15 protein-coding genes are annotated in these 15126 nt (G+C 65.3%); 6 read left to right on the plus strand and 9 right to left on the minus strand.

What is annotated here, in order from left to right:
• Nucleotides 1-247: 247 nt before the first annotated feature.
• From RX330_RS25895 to RX330_RS25905, 3 genes are read right to left on the minus strand one after another with little or no spacing between them, the layout of a single operon-like run.
• Nucleotides 248-1258, minus strand: coding sequence for a transketolase family protein (locus RX330_RS25895; protein WP_317240350.1), 1011 nt, complete (start codon nucleotides 1256-1258; stop codon nucleotides 248-250).
• Entirely contained in the window at nucleotides 1255-2100 is an 846-nt protein-coding gene (locus RX330_RS25900) for a transketolase (protein ID WP_317240351.1), read from the minus strand. The genes RX330_RS25895 and RX330_RS25900 overlap by 4 nt, the downstream gene beginning before the upstream one ends.
• Before the next feature lie 22 nt (nucleotides 2101-2122).
• On the minus strand, nucleotides 2123-2884 hold the full coding sequence (locus tag RX330_RS25905) for an SDR family NAD(P)-dependent oxidoreductase (RefSeq protein ID WP_317240352.1): 762 nt from the start codon (nucleotides 2882-2884) through the stop codon (nucleotides 2123-2125).
• 132 nt (nucleotides 2885-3016) lie between these two features.
• Between RX330_RS25905 and RX330_RS25910 the strand changes: the two genes are divergently transcribed.
• Nucleotides 3017-3904 carry a LysR substrate-binding domain-containing protein gene (locus RX330_RS25910; RefSeq protein WP_317243971.1) on the plus strand — a complete coding sequence of 296 codons (888 nt, stop codon included), beginning with the start codon at nucleotides 3017-3019 and terminating at the stop codon, nucleotides 3902-3904.
• 130 nt (nucleotides 3905-4034) lie between these two features.
• Entirely contained in the window at nucleotides 4035-4439 is a 405-nt protein-coding gene (locus RX330_RS25915) for a GFA family protein (protein ID WP_212081323.1), read from the plus strand.
• Nucleotides 4440-4456: 17 nt separating this feature from the next.
• Here the strand turns inward: RX330_RS25915 and RX330_RS25920 are convergent, their stop codons facing one another.
• From RX330_RS25920 to RX330_RS25930, 3 genes are read right to left on the minus strand one after another with little or no spacing between them, the layout of a single operon-like run.
• Nucleotides 4457-5671, minus strand: coding sequence for an MFS transporter (locus RX330_RS25920; RefSeq protein ID WP_317240353.1), 1215 nt, complete (start codon nucleotides 5669-5671; stop codon nucleotides 4457-4459).
• The gene (locus RX330_RS25925; RefSeq protein ID WP_317240354.1) at nucleotides 5668-7032 is read right to left on the minus strand and encodes an NAD(P)-binding domain-containing protein; all 1365 of its coding nucleotides are present in this window, start codon (nucleotides 7030-7032) and stop codon (nucleotides 5668-5670) included. Before RX330_RS25925 ends, RX330_RS25920 begins: the two co-directional genes overlap by 4 nt.
• A gap of 49 nt (nucleotides 7033-7081) precedes the next feature.
• Nucleotides 7082-7399: an ArsR/SmtB family transcription factor gene (locus RX330_RS25930; RefSeq protein WP_212081320.1), complete on the minus strand. Its 318-nt coding sequence runs from the start codon at nucleotides 7397-7399 to the stop codon at nucleotides 7082-7084.
• A 121-nt stretch (nucleotides 7400-7520) separates the two neighbouring features.
• On the opposite strand from RX330_RS25930, the gene RX330_RS25935 reads away from it, so the two are divergent.
• From RX330_RS25935 to arsC, 4 genes are read left to right on the plus strand one after another with little or no spacing between them, the layout of a single operon-like run.
• Nucleotides 7521-7883 (plus strand): ArsR/SmtB family transcription factor, encoded by a 363-nt coding sequence (locus RX330_RS25935; protein ID WP_212081319.1) that lies wholly within the window; start codon nucleotides 7521-7523, stop codon nucleotides 7881-7883.
• Nucleotides 7876-8403 carry an arsenate reductase ArsC gene (locus tag RX330_RS25940; RefSeq protein ID WP_317240355.1) on the plus strand — a complete coding sequence of 176 codons (528 nt, stop codon included), beginning with the start codon at nucleotides 7876-7878 and terminating at the stop codon, nucleotides 8401-8403. Before RX330_RS25935 ends, RX330_RS25940 begins: the two co-directional genes overlap by 8 nt.
• A 2-nt stretch (nucleotides 8404-8405) precedes the next feature.
• Nucleotides 8406-9461, plus strand: coding sequence for an ACR3 family arsenite efflux transporter (gene arsB, locus RX330_RS25945; RefSeq protein ID WP_317243972.1), 1056 nt, complete (start codon nucleotides 8406-8408; stop codon nucleotides 9459-9461).
• Between the two features lie 54 nt (nucleotides 9462-9515).
• Nucleotides 9516-9917: an arsenate reductase (glutaredoxin) gene (gene arsC, locus RX330_RS25950; protein WP_317240356.1), complete on the plus strand. Its 402-nt coding sequence runs from the start codon at nucleotides 9516-9518 to the stop codon at nucleotides 9915-9917.
• 86 nt (nucleotides 9918-10003) lie between these two features.
• Here the strand turns inward: arsC and RX330_RS25955 are convergent, their stop codons facing one another.
• The 3 genes from RX330_RS25955 to RX330_RS25965 all read right to left on the minus strand — a co-directional run bounded on the left by RX330_RS25955 (nucleotide 10004) and on the right by RX330_RS25965 (nucleotide 15076).
• On the minus strand, nucleotides 10004-13189 hold the full coding sequence (locus RX330_RS25955; RefSeq protein WP_317240357.1) for an efflux RND transporter permease subunit: 3186 nt from the start codon (nucleotides 13187-13189) through the stop codon (nucleotides 10004-10006).
• Nucleotides 13186-14604 (minus strand): efflux RND transporter periplasmic adaptor subunit, encoded by a 1419-nt coding sequence (locus RX330_RS25960; RefSeq protein ID WP_317240358.1) that lies wholly within the window; start codon nucleotides 14602-14604, stop codon nucleotides 13186-13188. The genes RX330_RS25955 and RX330_RS25960 overlap by 4 nt, the downstream gene beginning before the upstream one ends.
• 79 nt (nucleotides 14605-14683) lie before the next feature.
• Nucleotides 14684-15076 (minus strand): FixH family protein, encoded by a 393-nt coding sequence (locus RX330_RS25965; protein ID WP_317240359.1) that lies wholly within the window; start codon nucleotides 15074-15076, stop codon nucleotides 14684-14686.
• Nucleotides 15077-15126: the final 50 nt, after the last annotated feature.

Genomic DNA, 15126 nt, shown 5'->3' on the forward strand with positions numbered 1-15126 from the left:
GCAACGGACAATATACCAGCAGTTGAGAGACTTCAAGGAGAAAAGCCGACGGTGCGTCACACGGACATTCGTTGCTGCTCGAATTCGCTGCAACGATGCCGACGAGGTGGCGTGCGGGTCGCGCCACCAGCTTTTTTTGCTGCTGGCCGGCTCTCGGTACGCCGACATTGCACAACAGCTCTCGCTCTCCGCAGTGTTGCCGCGACGCGTGCCGGCTTGATCGGACGTGGTTTGGCTGCGCGCGCTGCTAGCGCAGCCACTCCTTGATCTGCCGCGTCACTTCCGCGGTCGAGATACCGTAGCGATCGTGCAATGTCGGCAGCGCGCCAGCAGCCAGAAACTCGTCGGGGAGCCCGATCTGCCGGAATGCCGGATGCACGCCCGCGCGCATCAGCAGCGCGGAAACGGCTTCGCCGAGGCCGCCGATCACGGTGTGGTTCTCGGCCACGACGACGAGGCGGCCGGGCTTGCCGGCTTCGCGCAGGATTGCCTCGGCATCGAGCGGCTTGATCGTCGGCACGTGCAGGACAGCCGCATTGACGCGATCGTCCAACAGCGCCTTGGCCGCCTCCAGCGCGCGCATGGTCATGATGCCCGAGGAGACGATCAGAACATCGGCGCCGTCGCGCAGCAGCGCGGCCTTGCCGAGCTCGAACCGGTAATTGTACTCGTCGAGCACCAGCGGCACCTGGCCGCGCAGCAGCCGCATGTAAACGGGCCCGCGATGCGCGGCGATGGCAGGCACGATCTGCTCGATCTCGTGCGCGTCGCAGGGATCGATCACGGTCATGTTGGGCATCGCGCGGAACAGCGCGAGGTCTTCGGCGGCCTGGTGGCTCGGCCCGTAGCCCGAAGTCAGGCCGGGCAACGCGCAGGCGATCTTCACGCTGCGGTCTTCTTCCGCGATGGTCTGATGGATGAAGTCATAGGCCCGGCGCGAGGCGAACACCGCATAGGTGGTCGCGAACGGCATGAAGCCTTCGGCGGCAAGACCGGAAGCGGCGCCGAACAGAAGCTGCTCGGCCATGCCCATCTGATAGTAGCGATCGGGGAAGGCCTGCGCGAAGATGTGCAGATCAGTGTATTTGCCGAGATCGGCGGTCATGCCGAGGACGTCTTCGCGGCTGCGGGCGAGCTCGACCAGCGCGTGCCCAAACGGGGCCGGCCTGGTGCGCTGCCCTTCCGCCGCGATCGAGGCGATCATGGCCGACGTCGTCAGCCGCGGCTTTGCCGACGTGGTTGGCGCGGTGGACTTCATGGCTGCGCTCCCGCGTCCAGTGCCGACAGCGCGAGCTGCCATTCATGCGGCTCGACCCGAATGAAATGGTTCTTCTCGCGTTGCTCCAGGAAGGGAACGCCCTTGCCCATCAACGTATCAGCGACGATCATGCGTGGCTTCGGCTCGGAATGCGCCATCGCGGAATCGAAGGCGCCAACGACGGCGTCGAGATCATTGCCGTCGACGCGTTGCACGAACCAGCCGAACGCCGCGAGCTTGTCGACCAGCGGCTCGAAGCCGAGCACCTGCCTGGAGGGACCATCGGCCTGCTGATTGTTGACGTCGACGATCGCGATGAGATTGTCGAGCTTGTGGTGAGCCGCCGACATGATGGCCTCCCATTTAGACCCCTCGTCCAGCTCGCCATCGGAGAACAGCGTGAAGATCCGCGCGGCCGACCGCTTGCGCTTCAGCCCGAGCGCCATGCCGACTGCGATGCCGAGGCCAAGGCCGAGCGAGCCGCCCGACATCTCCATGCCCGGCGTATAGGACGCCATGCCGGACATCGGCAGCCGGCTGTCGTCGAAGCCGTAGGTTTCGAGCTCGGCTTCCGGAATGATGCCGGCCTCGATCAGGGCTGCATAGAGCGCGATCGCATAATGTCCGTTCGACAGCAGGAAGCGGTCGCGGCCTTCCCAGGCGGGCTCTTCCGCGCGAAAAAGCATGGCGTGGAAATAGGCCACCGCCAGAACGTCGGCGATGTCGAGTGCCTGGGCGATATAGCCCTGGCCCTGGACCTCGCCCATCAGCAGCGCGTTGCGGCGGATGTTGCGGGCGCGCTGCGCGAGCGTCGGCGCGTTTGCGAGCGTTAGTGCTGCCATGATCGTCTCTCCCCTGCTCCGCTCAGTGGATCAGCATGCCGCCGTTGACATCGATCACGGCGCCAGTGACATAGGCCGAGAGGTCGGAGGCGAGAAAGGTATAGATGCCGGCGACATCGGCGGCCTCGCCGAGCCGGCCGAGCGGGATGCCCTCCAGGATTTTCGCCCGCATCTTGTCGGTGAGCTTGCCCGCAGTGATGTCGGTTCCGATCAGGCCCGGCGTCACGCAGTTGACGCGGATGCCGTCAGGTCCGAACTCGCGCGCCATCGCCTTGGCAAGCCCGAGCACGCCGGCTTTCGCGGCCGAATAATGAGGTCCGCCGAAGATGCCGCCGCCGCGCTGCGCCGAGACCGAGGACATGCACGCGATCGAGCCGCGCCGACGCTTCTGCATGTGCGGGATCACCGCTTGCGACAGGAACAGGATGCCCTTGAGATTGACGTCGTGAATGCGGTCCCAATCTTCCGGCTTGATGTCGAGAAGCTTGACCGGCTGGGTCACGCCGGCGTTGTTGATGAGGATGTCGATCTGGCCGAATTTGGCGATGACCGCATCGACCGCGCTGATGCAGGCCTGCTTGTCGGAGACATCCAAGGCAAGGCCGTGATGCGGCTCGCCCATGGCCGGTTCGAGGCCGCGCGCGGCAGCTTCCGCCGCCGGGCCGTCGATGTCGAGAATGGCGACGCGGGCTCCCTCGGCCGCAAAGCGGCGAGCGGTCGCAAGGCCGATGCCGCGCGGAGACGCAGCTCCGGTGATGATGGCTGTCTTGCCGCGCAGCAGCATGATGGTCCTCCCTCGATGGCTTTGCCGGGCACCCGCCGGTGCCGCTGTCTTGCCCGTGATTATGCGGGCGTCCGGTCATCCGACAAACGCGCTGTTGTCTTGCATGGGTGAATTTGGTTCACTTATCGGATGTTGCTATCCAGCATCCCGATATCCGCGATCCGCGCCTTCGAGGCGGCCGCACGCACCGGCTCGTTCCGGGACGCCGCGAACGAGCTTCATCTCACGCCGAGCGCTGTCAGCCACGCCATCCGAAAGCTCGAAAGCGCGATGGGCACCGTCCTGTTCGAACGCAGCGCCCGGGCGGTCCGGCTGACGCCGGCGGGCGAGAACCTGATGCGCCATGCCGGCGCCGCGTTCGACAATCTGCGTCGCGGTATCGAGGAGGTCGCAGGCCGCGGGCCGCAATTGCTGCGGGTGCACTGCGCTCCGAGCTTCGCCGCGCAGTGGCTCGCCCCGCGCCTCGCCCGCTTCATGGCCGCCGAGCCCAGGCTCGAGGTGCGGCTCGCCGCCAACACCGAATATGCAAGGTTCAGCAACGACGATTTCGACATCGACATCGTCTACGGCCAGCCGCGGGCGGAGGGTGTCGAGGTGATTTCTCTGGGCGAAGAAACCGTGACGCCGCTGTGCACGCCCGGGCTCGCGAAGAAAATCCGCAAGCCGAAGGATCTGCTCGACCAAGTGCTGATCCGCTCGGATGTCAAGCAGGTGCAGTGGCATCAATGGTTCACCGCCAACGGCCTCGAAGCGCCGGCCATCCACGGCATGCGCTTCGACCGCAGCTTCCTGGCGATCGCGATGGCCTCGGGCGGCCTCGGCGTAACGCTGGAATCGACGCGGCTCGCCGAACGCGAGATCGCGACCAGGCGGCTGGTGGCGCCCCTTGCCGGACGTTCCACCGACATTCGCTATGTCGGCCATCATCTGGTCTTTCCCCGCGCAGGCCAGCAGCGCCGGGCCATCCGCGCCTTTACCGAGTGGATCACGCGCGAGCTTGCGGCCGGCCGCCCGGCTTGAGCGACGGCGCCCGCAATGGCAGCAGTTGTCAGGCGACAGTAGGACGCAATCGCAAATCGATTGCAGCGTTGAAGCAGCAGGCCTCGGGAGCTATCGATCTGCAAAACTTGCTCTCAAGCGGGAGGAACGCATGAGCACCATCACCGGCGGCTGTCATTGCGGCGCAATCCGATATCAGATCGACGGCGAACTGATCGTGCACGCACTGTGTCACTGCCGCGATTGCAGGCTGCAAGCCGGCGCCCCTGTCGTCGGCTGGACGATGTACGCAGAAGATGCCGTCAAGGTCACCAAGGGCGAGCCCAAGGTGTACCGGTCTTCGGAACACGTGCAGCGGCAGTTCTGCGCCGACTGCGGAACCGGCCTGTTCTACGTCAACGCCAGCATGCCCGGGATCATCGACGTGCAGAGCGCCACCAATGACGATCCGAATGCGATCCCGGCGACGATGCAGATCCAGGTCGCCGAGCGTCTGCGCTGGATGGAGCATGCACACGAGCTGCCGATGTTCGACCGTTTTCCTCCACAGCCTTGACGCAAGGCCCGCTCAGCTCACGCATTGCCTCGGCTCGGGAGCGGCTCCGATGTCGTCCGATCCGCACGCAACAGCAGAAGCGCGACAAGCGCGGAGATCGATGCCAGCGCGCTCACCCATAGCGCGCTGCTGCCGAAATGCTCCACCATCAGACCGAGCGCGAGCGGCGCAAGAGCCCCTGTTATCCTGGACGGAAGCGAGATCATGCCGACGCGCCTGCCGAATCCCGTTGGCCCGAACAGCGCCAGTGGGAGCGTGCCACGGGCAATGGTGATGATGCCGTTGCCCGCGCCGTACAGCACCGCGAAGGCCGGCGCGAGGACAGGTCCCCCCGCGACCAGCGCAACGACACCGATCGGATTCATGAGCATGGCGAGCCTCGCCGACAGCAGCGGATGAAACCGGCCGAGCCACCCGGCTTCGAGGAGACGGGCTCCGACCTGGGCAGGTCCGACCAACGCTCCCGCGAGCAAGGCCTCTCCCGGGCTCGCGCCGAACGCGACCAGCATGGTCGGCAGGATTGCCGAGACTCCCGAGCTGACGAAGCTTGCGGCGGCGAACATGTAGGCCAGCAGCACCATCGCGAACGGCTCGCTCTGGCGTCCTGAGCCATGCCCCGGTGCCGACCCCGGTCGCGCCTGATCCTGCGGCACGGCACGCGGCAGCAGGAGGTTGAGCGGCAGCGCCAGGAGGATGTGGATCAGCGCCCAGATCTGACAGGCCACTCGCCAACCGTACTCGGAATCCAGCCAGGACGTGAGCGGCCAACCGAGCGTGCTGGCGAAGCCGGCGATCAGGGTGATGCCCGTGATGGATTTTCGCGCGCCCGCGCCATAGATGCGGGCCAGTGTCGCAAAGGCCGCCTCGTAGAGGCCCATGCCCATGCCGATGCCGAGAAGCATCCACGCGGCGATCAGCACCGTCGCCCCCTGCGCAAAGGACAGCAGAAGCAAGCCGACAGCGAAGACGAGGTTCGAGACCGCAAGCAGACCGCGTCCCCCGAACGTATCGATGGCATGACCGACACGGGGACCGAGAAGGCCGGAGATGACGAGCGCGCCCGACAGCGCTCCGAACACGTAGGTCGGCGCAAGCCCCAGGTCTCGCGCGATCGGCGCAGCAAGAATGGCGGGAAGATAATAGCTCGACGCCCACGCAATGGTCTGCGTGGTGCCGAGTGCGATGATCAGGGCAAGCGGACCTGTCGCCCGACCGCCGACAATTTGCCTCATGAGCAGCCGCAGCCGGAAGCGCCCGCCTTCTTCGCCGTCTCGTCGGCGGCACAGCACGCCGAGACATCTTCCTTGGCCGGACCGCCGCAACATCCCGCCGCAGCCCCCGACTCCACCCCGCCGCGCGTGCAGACGCCGGTCTCCGGCAAGACCAGCTCGACGCGCGCTGCGGCCGCCTTGTCGCCGGCGATGTCGGCGGCGATGGAGCGGACCTGCTCGTAGCCGGTCGTCATCAGAAAGGTCGGGGCTCGGCCGTAGGATTTCATGCCGGCGATGTAGAAGCCCGGCTCGTCATGCGCGAGCTCGCGCGCGCCGTGAGGACGGACTGTGCCGCAGCTGTGCTCGTTGGGATCGATCAGCGGCGCGAGCGCGACCGGCGCTTCGATGGCCGGGTCGAGCCGAAGCCGAAGCTCGGACAGAAATGAAAGGTCCGGGCGAAAGCCGGTCGCGACGATCAGCTCATCTGCAATCACGCTGCGCGCGCCGCAGCAGGCGCCGGCCGAAATCCTGAGTCGGCCATCGGAGTCCGACACGTGCGTCACGCCGAATCCGGTCTCGACCGCGATCTTGCCCGCAGCGACGAGCGCGGCGAGGGTCGAGCCAAGCTCGCCGCGCGCGGCAAGCTGGTCGTTGCTGCCGCCGCCGAAGGCCTTCGCGGGTTCAGTGCCGCGCAGGAGCCAGACCGGCCTGGTACCGGGCACTTCGTCAGCGAGTTGCACGAGATCGATCAGCGTGCCCACGGCGGAATGGCCGGCACCGAGCACGGCGACGGTCTTCCCGGCATATCTGGCGCGCTTTGTGCCCCGCACGTCCGGCATGCCATGGGCGATGCGGTCCGTGCGCTCGTGTTCGCCGATCGCGGGCAGACCGTTGCTGCCGGCGGGATTGGGCGAGAACCACGTGCCTGACACGTCGATGACGGCGTCGGCGCGCAGCACCTCGGGACCTTTGCCGTTCTGATAACGGATTTCGAATGGCGCCTGCTCCCTGCCCTTCGTCTTCGCCTTGTCGTAGCCGGCCCGGCTGATCGCCGTGACGCGGCTCGAGGTCCGGATCGCCTCGCGCAGCGGCGTTCGCGTCGCGAGCGGCTCGAGGTAGCGCTCGATCAGCTCGCCGCCGGTCGGATAGGATTGCGGGTCCGGCGAATTCCATCCCGTCGGCGCCAGCAGGCGCGCAGCCGCCTTGTCGACATTGTATTCCCACGGCGAAAAGAGCTGCACGTGCTGCCACTGGCGGACCGCGTGGGCGGCCTCACCTCCGGCCTCGAGCACGATGGGCGACATGCCGCGTTCGAGCACATGCGCGGCCGCCGCAAGGCCAACCGGCCCTGCCCCGATGATCGCAACCGTCTTCTCGCTCATTCTACTTCTCCCATTTTTCTAGAATCATGGAATAAACGGACAAAAAACATCAAGCCGCGGTTTGCGTACCCTTGCATTCGGCCTCGTCGGCACAACATTCCGCCGCCATGAAATCGAGCAGGCCTCGCATCGTGTCATAGTTCGCGTGACAGACCAGGCTGGTGGATTCGCGCACCTGACTGACGAGCCCGACCGAAACCAGGCTCTTGATGTGGTGGGACAGCGTCGAGGCCGGGATCTTCAGCTTGTCTTGCAAGCGGCCGACGGGCATGCCGGCGTGCCCGGCCCGGACGAGGGCCCGATAGATCTGGAGCCGGGTCCGGTTACCCAGGGCTTCCAGCCGCGCTGCTGCGTCATCGATCTTCATGATCGACAACCTGCACCCATTTTCGGATTCATGTCAACTATACTTCTAGAATATTCGAAATATAAATTCCCCCGCCCTTCTCCAGTTGACGTGCATCCAATAATTCCATAAATCTGGATATATGGAAACCGAAGAAGCTGTTCTGGCGCTCGCTGCGCTGTCCCAATCGACCCGTCTTGAGGCCTTCCGGACGCTGGTCCGGCACGAGCCTGACGGACTTGCGGCAGGCGATCTCGCCCGCCTGCTGGAGGTCCCCCAGAACACGCTTTCGGCGCACCTGGCGATCCTGAGCCGCGCACGCCTCGTGTCGTCCGAGCGGCACAGCCGCTCGATCGTCTATCGCGCCAACCTCGACGAATTTCGCGACATCGCGGTCTTCCTGCTGCGCGATTGCTGCGGCGGGCGCCCCGAAGTTTGCGAGCCCGTCGTTCAAACCCTGCAATCCTGCTGCTCGCCGAAGCGAAAGGAGAGAAGCCGTGGCTGACCAGATCTACAACGTGCTGTTTCTGTGTACCGGCAATTCGGCGCGTTCGATCCTCGCCGAGTCGATCCTTCGCGAGGATGGCGCGGGCCGCTTTCGGGCGTTCTCAGCCGGGAGCACACCGAAGGGTATGGTGCATCCGCTGGCGCTGCGCACGCTTCAGACCATGGATTACCCGATCGACGGAATGCGCTCGAAGAGCTGGCTCGAGTTCGCCGCGGCAGATGCGCCGGTGATGGATTTCGTCTTCACCGTTTGCGACAACGCCGCCGGTGAATCCTGTCCGATCTGGCCGGGTCAGCCGATGACGGCGCACTGGGGCATCGAGGACCCTGCCGCCGCCGAAGGCTCCGACCTCGACAAGCAGATCGCGTTCATCACCGCATTCCGCCATTTGAAGAACCGGATCGACGCTTTTGCAAGCCTCCCGTTGAGGAGCATCGACAAGCTCTCGCTCGGCACCAGGCTGCGCGAGATTGGCCACAGCGAAGGGACGACTTCCAACAGGAACGATGTGGCGTGACCATGGGTACTTTCGAACGATATCTCACTCTGTGGGTTGCGCTTTGTATCGTCGTCGGCGTCGCGCTGGGACACGCCATGCCCGGTTTCTTCGGCGCGGTCGCAGGCGCCGAGATCGCCAAGGTCAACATTCCGGTGGCGTTGCTGATCTGGCTGATGATCGTGCCCATGTTGCTGAAGATCGACTTCGGCTCGCTGGGCCAGGTCCGGGAGCATTGGCGCGGTGTCGGCATCACCCTCTTCATCAACTGGGCGGTGAAGCCGTTCTCGATGGCGCTGCTGGGCTCCTTCTTCATCGGTCACCTCTTCGCACCGTGGCTGCCGGCCGGCCAGATTTCCTCCTATATCGCTGGGTTGATTCTGCTGGCAGCCGCGCCTTGCACCGCGATGGTATTCGTGTGGTCGAACCTCTGCGAGGGAGAGCCGCACTATACCCTCAGTCAGGTCGCACTGAACGACGTCATCATGGTGTTCCTGTTCGCTCCGCTCGTGGGGCTGCTGCTCGGAGTGGCGTCGATCACCGTCCCCTGGGGCACGTTGTTGCTGTCCGTTCTTCTCTACATCGTGGTCCCGGTGATCGTCGCACAGCTCTGGCGCAAGGCACTGCTGCGAAATGGCGGCGACAGCTTCGGCCAGGCCATGCGAATACTGCAGCCTCTTTCTCTGGTCGCGCTGCTCGCGACGCTGGTGCTGCTTTTCGGCTTCCAGGGCGAGCAGATCGTCAGGCAGCCGGGAGTCATTGCCATTCTCGCAGTGCCGATTCTGGTCCAAGTCTATCTCAACGCCGGGTTGGCGTACTGGCTGAGCCGACGGTTCGGCGTAGCCTGGTGCGTAGCCGCTCCGGCCGCCCTGATCGGCGCGAGCAACTTCTTCGAGCTGGCGGTTGCCGCCGCAATCAGCCTGTTCGGCCTGGATTCCGGCGCTGCGCTGGCGACTGTGGTCGGAGTGCTCGTCGAGGTTCCGGTGATGCTGTCCGTCGTCCGCATCGTCAAGGCGACCCGGGGCTGGTACGAAGCGGGCGCTGGCAAAGCCACGGCAGCCTTGGAGGCGCGCCAATGACGTACCATATGCCGCTGATGGCGTAGGCCAGCCTACTGTCGTAGAGATCAGATCATGACCGTCACCATCTATCACAACCCCGCCTGCGGCACCTCGCGCAACACGCTCGCGATGATCCGGCAGAGCGGCGTCGAGCCTGACGTGATCGAGTATCTGAAGACGCCGCCATCGCGCGACAGACTGGTCGAGCTCGTCAAGGCCATGGGGATCTCCCCTCGGGCGCTGCTGCGGGAGAAAGGCACGCCCTTTCACGAGCTCGGTCTCGACGACCCGAAATGGACCGATGACGAGTTGATCGACCAGATGCTGGCCCATCCCATTCTGATCAACCGTCCGGTCGTCGTGACGCCAAAGGGCACGCGGTTGTGCCGCCCCTCGGAGGCCGTCATCGACCTGCTGGACAATCCCGTCGGCCGCTTCGTGAAGGAGGACGGCGAAGTGGTGGAAGGGCGATAGGTTTGCGGCTCCACGGCATCGCCGGCGCAACCCTGCTGACACCGGTACGCAATCGCAACCACTTCGCGGGCATGCGCCTTGCGATCCTATTCGGCCGCTTGCGAAGCTTGCATGCCGCGCGCCTCGTCCGCGGCATGTCCGGCGAGCGCCGGCTGCTCGTCATCAGGCAATCCCCGCCCCTTCACCAGGCCGAAGATCGCCGGAATCACGATCAGCGTCAGCAGCGTCGATGAGATCATCCCGCCGATCATCGGCAGGGCGATGCGCTGCATGATCTCCGACCCGGCACCGGTGCTCCACATGATCGGCAGCAGGCCCGCCATGATGGCGACCACCGTCATCATCTTGGGCCGGACGCGCTCGACGGCGCCCACCATGATGGCGTCGTGGAGATCCCTTCGGGTGAACAGGCTGCCCTCGGTGTTGCGCTTCGCCTTCATCTCCGCCAGCGCGTGATCGAGATAGATCAGCATCACGACGCCGGTCTCGGCGGCGACGCCCGCGAGCGCGATGAAGCCCACGGCGACCGCGACGGACAAATTGAAGCCGAACCACCACATCATCCAGATGCCGCCGACCAGCGCGAACGGCAACGACAGCATGACGATGAGGGTCTCGGTCATCGCCCTGAAGTTCAGGTACAGCAGCAGGAAGATGATCGTGAGCGTCACGGGGATCACGATCTTGAGGCGCGCTGCCGCGCGCTGCAGATACTCGTACTGGCCGCTCCAGACCACATAGGTGCCGGCTGGAAACTGGATGCTCTCCGTCACGGCGCGCTGCGCGTCAGCGACGTAACTTCCGATGTCGCGATCGCGGATGTCGACATAGATGTAGGTCGCGAGCTGACCGTTCTCCGTCCGGATCGACGTCGGCCCGCGCGCCGGCTCGACCTTCGCGACCTCGCCGAGCGGCACGGCGCCGCCCGACGGCATCGGCACCAGGATATCGCCAGCGATCGCCTTGGGATTGTCGCGGAGGTCACGGGGGTAGCGCATGTTCACCGTGAAGCGCTGACGTCCCTCCACCGTCGTCGTCACGGTCTGGCCGCCGAGCGCTGCCGCGATGGTGTCCTGAACGTCCTGGATCAAAATGCCGTAGCGGGCGAGCGCCTCGCGGTCCGGCACGATCTCGAGATAGTAGCCGCCGATGCCGCGTTCGGCGTAAGCGGACGACGTGCCCGGGACGGTCTTGATCACCCGTTCGACCTGCCGCGCCAGCCGGTCGATCTCGACGAGGTCGGTGCCCATGACCTTGACGCCGACAGGCGTACGGATGCCTGTCGACAGCATGTCGATGCGTGCCTTGATCGGCATCGTCCAGGCGTTCGAGACGCCGGGAAACTGCAGCGCCTTGTCCATCTCCGCAATGAGACCGTCGATGGTGACGCCGGGGCGCCAGGACTCCTTCGGCTTCAGGTTCACCACCGTCTCGAACATTTCGGTCGGTGCCGGATCGGTCGCGGTCGCCGCGCGCCCCGCCTTGCCGTAGACGGAGGCGACTTCGGGGAACGACTTGATGATGCGGTCCTGGGTCTGCATCAGCTCGGCCGCCTTGGTCACCGAGATGCCGGGCAGCGTCGTCGGCATGTAGAGCAGCGTGCCCTCGTTCAGGGTCGGCATGAACTCGGTCCCGAGCTGGCGGGCCGGCCATATCGTGACGGCAAGCACGACGAGCGAGGCCAGGATCACCAGCGTCTTGGCGCGAAGCACGCCCTTGATCACCGGCCGGTAGATCCAGATCAGGAAACGATTGATGACATTCCTGCCCTCCGGCACGATCCGGCCGCGGACGAAAATCACCATCAGCGCCGGCACCAGGGTGACGGACAAGAGGGCCGCAGCCGCCATCGAGAACGTCTTGGTAAACGCCAGCGGGCTGAACAGCCGCCCCTCCTGCGACTCCAGCGTGAAGATCGGCATGAACGACACGGTGATGATCAGCAGGCTGAAGAACAGCGCCGGGCCGACTTCGGATGCCGCGTCGATCAGGACCTGAACGCGGGACTGATCGGGCTTGGCGCGTTCGAGATGCTTGTGAGCGTTCTCGATCATGACGATCGCGGCATCCACCATGGCGCCGATCGCGATCGCGATGCCCCCGAGGCTCATGATGTTCGAGCCGAGGCCAAGCAACTTCATGGCACCGAACGCCATCAGCACGCCGACCGGCAGCATCAGGATGGCGACCAGCGCGCTGCGGACGTGCAGCAGGAACACGATGCAGACCAGCGCAACCACGACGCTCTCCTCGAACAGCGTGTGCTTGAGCGTGTCGATGGCCGCGTAGATCAGGTTGGAGCGGTCGTAGACCGGGACGATCTCCACCGATTTTGGCAGGCTGCTCGCGATCTCCTTGAAGCGCCTCTTGACGTTCTCGATGACGTCGAGGGCGTTGACGCCGAAGCGCTGCAGCACGATGCCGCTTGCGACCTCGCCCTCGCCGTTCAGCTCGGTGATGCCCCTGCGCTCGTCCGGTCCGAGCTCGACATTGGCGACGTCGCGGAGCAGCACCGGCGTGCCATTGCTCGTCTTCAGGACGATGTTGCCGAGATCGTTGATGCCCTTGATGTAACCCTTGCCGCGAATGACGTATTCGAACTCGGCGAGCTCGACCGTGCGTCCGCCGACGTCGGCATTGCTGGCGCGGATCGCGTCCCGAATCTTCTGCATGCTGATGCCGCGATCGCGCATCCGCTGGGGATCGAGCACCACGTTGTACTGCTTGACGAAGCCGCCGATGCTGGCGATCTCGGCGACGCCTTCGGCCTTGGCCAGCGCAAACTTCAAATTCCAGTCCTGGAGCGTGCGGGTATCCGCGAGGTTCAATTCTTTCGACAGAACAGCGTACTGATAGACCCAGCCGACGCCGGTCGCATCGGGCCCGATGGTCGGGCTGACGCCGGCGGGAAGCCGCGACGCAGCGCCATTCAGGAACTCCAGGACGCGCGAGCGCGCCCAATAGATGTCGGTGCCGTCCTCGAAGATCACGTAGACGAACGACACGCCGAAGAACGAGAAGCCGCGCACGACCTTCGATTTCGGCACGGTCAGCATCGCCGTCGTCAGGGGATAGGTGACTTGGTCCTCGATCACCTGCGGCGCCTGGCCGGGATACTCGGTATAGACGATGACCTGGGTGTCCGAGAGGTCGGGGATCGCATCCAGCGGAAGATGGATCAGCGCATAGAGACCGGCCGCGGCCGCAAAGCCGGTGCCGAACAGCACCAGCAGCAGGTTGCGCGCCGACCAGGCGATGATGCGGGCGATCATTTGTGATCTCCCGTCGCATGGCGAGGTTCGGACGCCGGAGGAGCCGCCTCGCCAAAACTCTTGAGCGCGGCCTTCAGATTGCTCTCCGCATCGATCAGGAAGTTTGCGGATGTGACCACCGCCTCGCCGACCGCAAGTCCGTCGCGCACCTCGATGTAACCGCCGCCGCGCCGGCCGAGCTTCACCTCGCGCGGCTCGAAGCGCCCCTCTCCCTTGTCGACGAGGACGGCCTGGCGCGTGCCGGTGTCGAGCACCGCGCTATCCTGTATCGCAAGAACCGGCGTGCCATCCGCGGTGTCGATGTCGGCATCGACGTACATGTCCGGCAGCAGCACCGCGTCGGGATTGGCGAGCTCGATCCGGACGCGGACCGTTCTTGTATCGCGGTTCACCTGCGGATAGACGACCGCGATCTTGCCGCTGAAGACCCGGCCGGGAAAACTCCGCGCGCGCACCGCCACGGACTGCCCCAGCGCGATACTGCCGAGATCGCGCTCGGCGACGTCGGCCAGCGCCCAGACCAGCGAGGTGTCCGCAATCCGGAACAGCACATCGCCGGGATTGGCGCGCATGCCTTCGATCGCGCCGCGCTCGAGCACGATGCCGTCGCGCGGGGCCGACCAATGCACGGTGACGGGCGCGACGCGCGTCCGCTCCATCTCGGCGATGACCTGCTCGGGGACGTCGAGATTGACCAGCCGTTGCCGCGAGCCGCGGCCGTACATCTCGACGCCGCCCACCGTCTTCGAGGTGATCGTCGCGAGATATTCGGCTGCGGCGGAGGCGACGGCCGAACTGTAGATCTCCATCAAGGGCTGCCCCGCCTTCACCCGCGTGCCGGTGGTGACGTCGGCGACCTTCTGCACGAAGCTCTCGGCGCGCATTGCGATCACGGAAATGCGGCGTTCGTCGAGCTGGATCGTGCCGGGCGCCTTGACCAAGACACGGATCGCGCGCCGCTCGACGGGTTCGGATTTCACGCCGGTGCGCTGGATCTTGCCCGGCGAGAGCTTCACCGTGCCGTCGTCGATCTCGTCGCCTTCGTAGACGGGGATGTAGTTCATCCCCATCGGATCCTTCTTCGGCACCGGCGAGGTGTCGGGCAAGCCCATGGGATTGCGGTAGTAGAGGATCTTTCGCGATGACGCCGCCTGCGGCGGCTTCGGTGGCGCTTCTGTCTGATTGTCCTCGTAGACCGGCAGATAGTCGCGCCCGCGGTCGTCCTTCTTCGGACCGGCGGACCAGAGCGGCGCGCCGCTGGGGTCGCGATAGTAGAGCGGAGCTCGATTCGCCTCGGCCGCAGCCGGGGTCACCTCCGCATGAACGGACCAATGCCCGTAGTTCGAGGACCAGTACGTCGCCAAGGCGAGGCCACCGCCGAGAGCGAGAGTCGTCAGGAGACGCAGCGTCTTCATGGTGTGTGTTCGCGCGCCCGGCACGCGTCCATGTGAATAAAAAAGGGAAGTTCGGACGCCGCGAGCGGCGTCCGCACGCTCACTTGGTCGCCGTGACGATCACCTTGCCGGTGACGGTCTCCGTCTCGCCCTGCACCTTTGCCGACAACGTGACCTGGTAGCGGCCGGCCATCGGCAGGTCCGTCTTGAAGGCGTAGACGCCCGGTTCCTTCGACGGCAGCGGCGCCACCGCCGATTCCATCTCGGCCATCCCGTCCGGGGCCATGTCGATGCGGGTCTTGAAGATGACGGCGTCCGCCACCGGCTTGCCGGTCTGCTTGTTGGTCAGGCGAACGGAAAGAGTGACGTCGTCACCCTTCTTCATTTGCGCATTGACAGGCTCGAAGGCGTAGTCGGCGGCGCCCGCCATCGCGGCGGAAGCGGCAAGCGAAAGGGTGGCGGCGAGCGCCGCGGTGCTGAATTTGAAAGGCATTGTCCTGTCCTCATGAATGATCTCTCGCCGTGGCGCATGGCGCGCACGTC

The sequence above is a fragment of the Bradyrhizobium sp. NDS-1 genome (genome assembly GCF_032918005.1).
Taxonomy (GTDB): domain Bacteria; phylum Pseudomonadota; class Alphaproteobacteria; order Rhizobiales; family Xanthobacteraceae; genus Bradyrhizobium; species Bradyrhizobium tunisiense.

What these genes read in the sequence shown, in the direction of transcription:
- RX330_RS25895 (WP_317240350.1), bottom strand. Translation starts at nt 1,258, where the DNA reads ATGAAGTCCACCGCGCCAACCACGTCGGCAAAGCCGCGGCTGACGACG.
- RX330_RS25900 (WP_317240351.1), bottom strand. Translation starts at nt 2,100, where the DNA reads ATGGCAGCACTAACGCTCGCAAACGCGCCGACGCTCGCGCAGCGCGCC.
- RX330_RS25905 (WP_317240352.1), bottom strand. Translation starts at nt 2,884, where the DNA reads ATGCTGCTGCGCGGCAAGACAGCCATCATCACCGGAGCTGCGTCTCCG.
- RX330_RS25915 (WP_212081323.1), top strand. Translation starts at nt 4,035, where the DNA reads ATGAGCACCATCACCGGCGGCTGTCATTGCGGCGCAATCCGATATCAG.
- RX330_RS25920 (WP_317240353.1), bottom strand. Translation starts at nt 5,671, where the DNA reads ATGAGGCAAATTGTCGGCGGTCGGGCGACAGGTCCGCTTGCCCTGATC.
- RX330_RS25925 (WP_317240354.1), bottom strand. Translation starts at nt 7,032, where the DNA reads ATGAGCGAGAAGACGGTTGCGATCATCGGGGCAGGGCCGGTTGGCCTT.
- RX330_RS25930 (WP_212081320.1), bottom strand. Translation starts at nt 7,399, where the DNA reads ATGAAGATCGATGACGCAGCAGCGCGGCTGGAAGCCCTGGGTAACCGG.
- RX330_RS25935 (WP_212081319.1), top strand. Translation starts at nt 7,521, where the DNA reads ATGGAAACCGAAGAAGCTGTTCTGGCGCTCGCTGCGCTGTCCCAATCG.
- arsB (WP_317243972.1), top strand. Translation starts at nt 8,406, where the DNA reads ATGGGTACTTTCGAACGATATCTCACTCTGTGGGTTGCGCTTTGTATC.
- arsC (WP_317240356.1), top strand. Translation starts at nt 9,516, where the DNA reads ATGACCGTCACCATCTATCACAACCCCGCCTGCGGCACCTCGCGCAAC.
- RX330_RS25955 (WP_317240357.1), bottom strand. Translation starts at nt 13,189, where the DNA reads ATGATCGCCCGCATCATCGCCTGGTCGGCGCGCAACCTGCTGCTGGTG.
- RX330_RS25960 (WP_317240358.1), bottom strand. Translation starts at nt 14,604, where the DNA reads ATGAAGACGCTGCGTCTCCTGACGACTCTCGCTCTCGGCGGTGGCCTC.
- RX330_RS25965 (WP_317240359.1), bottom strand. Translation starts at nt 15,076, where the DNA reads ATGCCTTTCAAATTCAGCACCGCGGCGCTCGCCGCCACCCTTTCGCTT.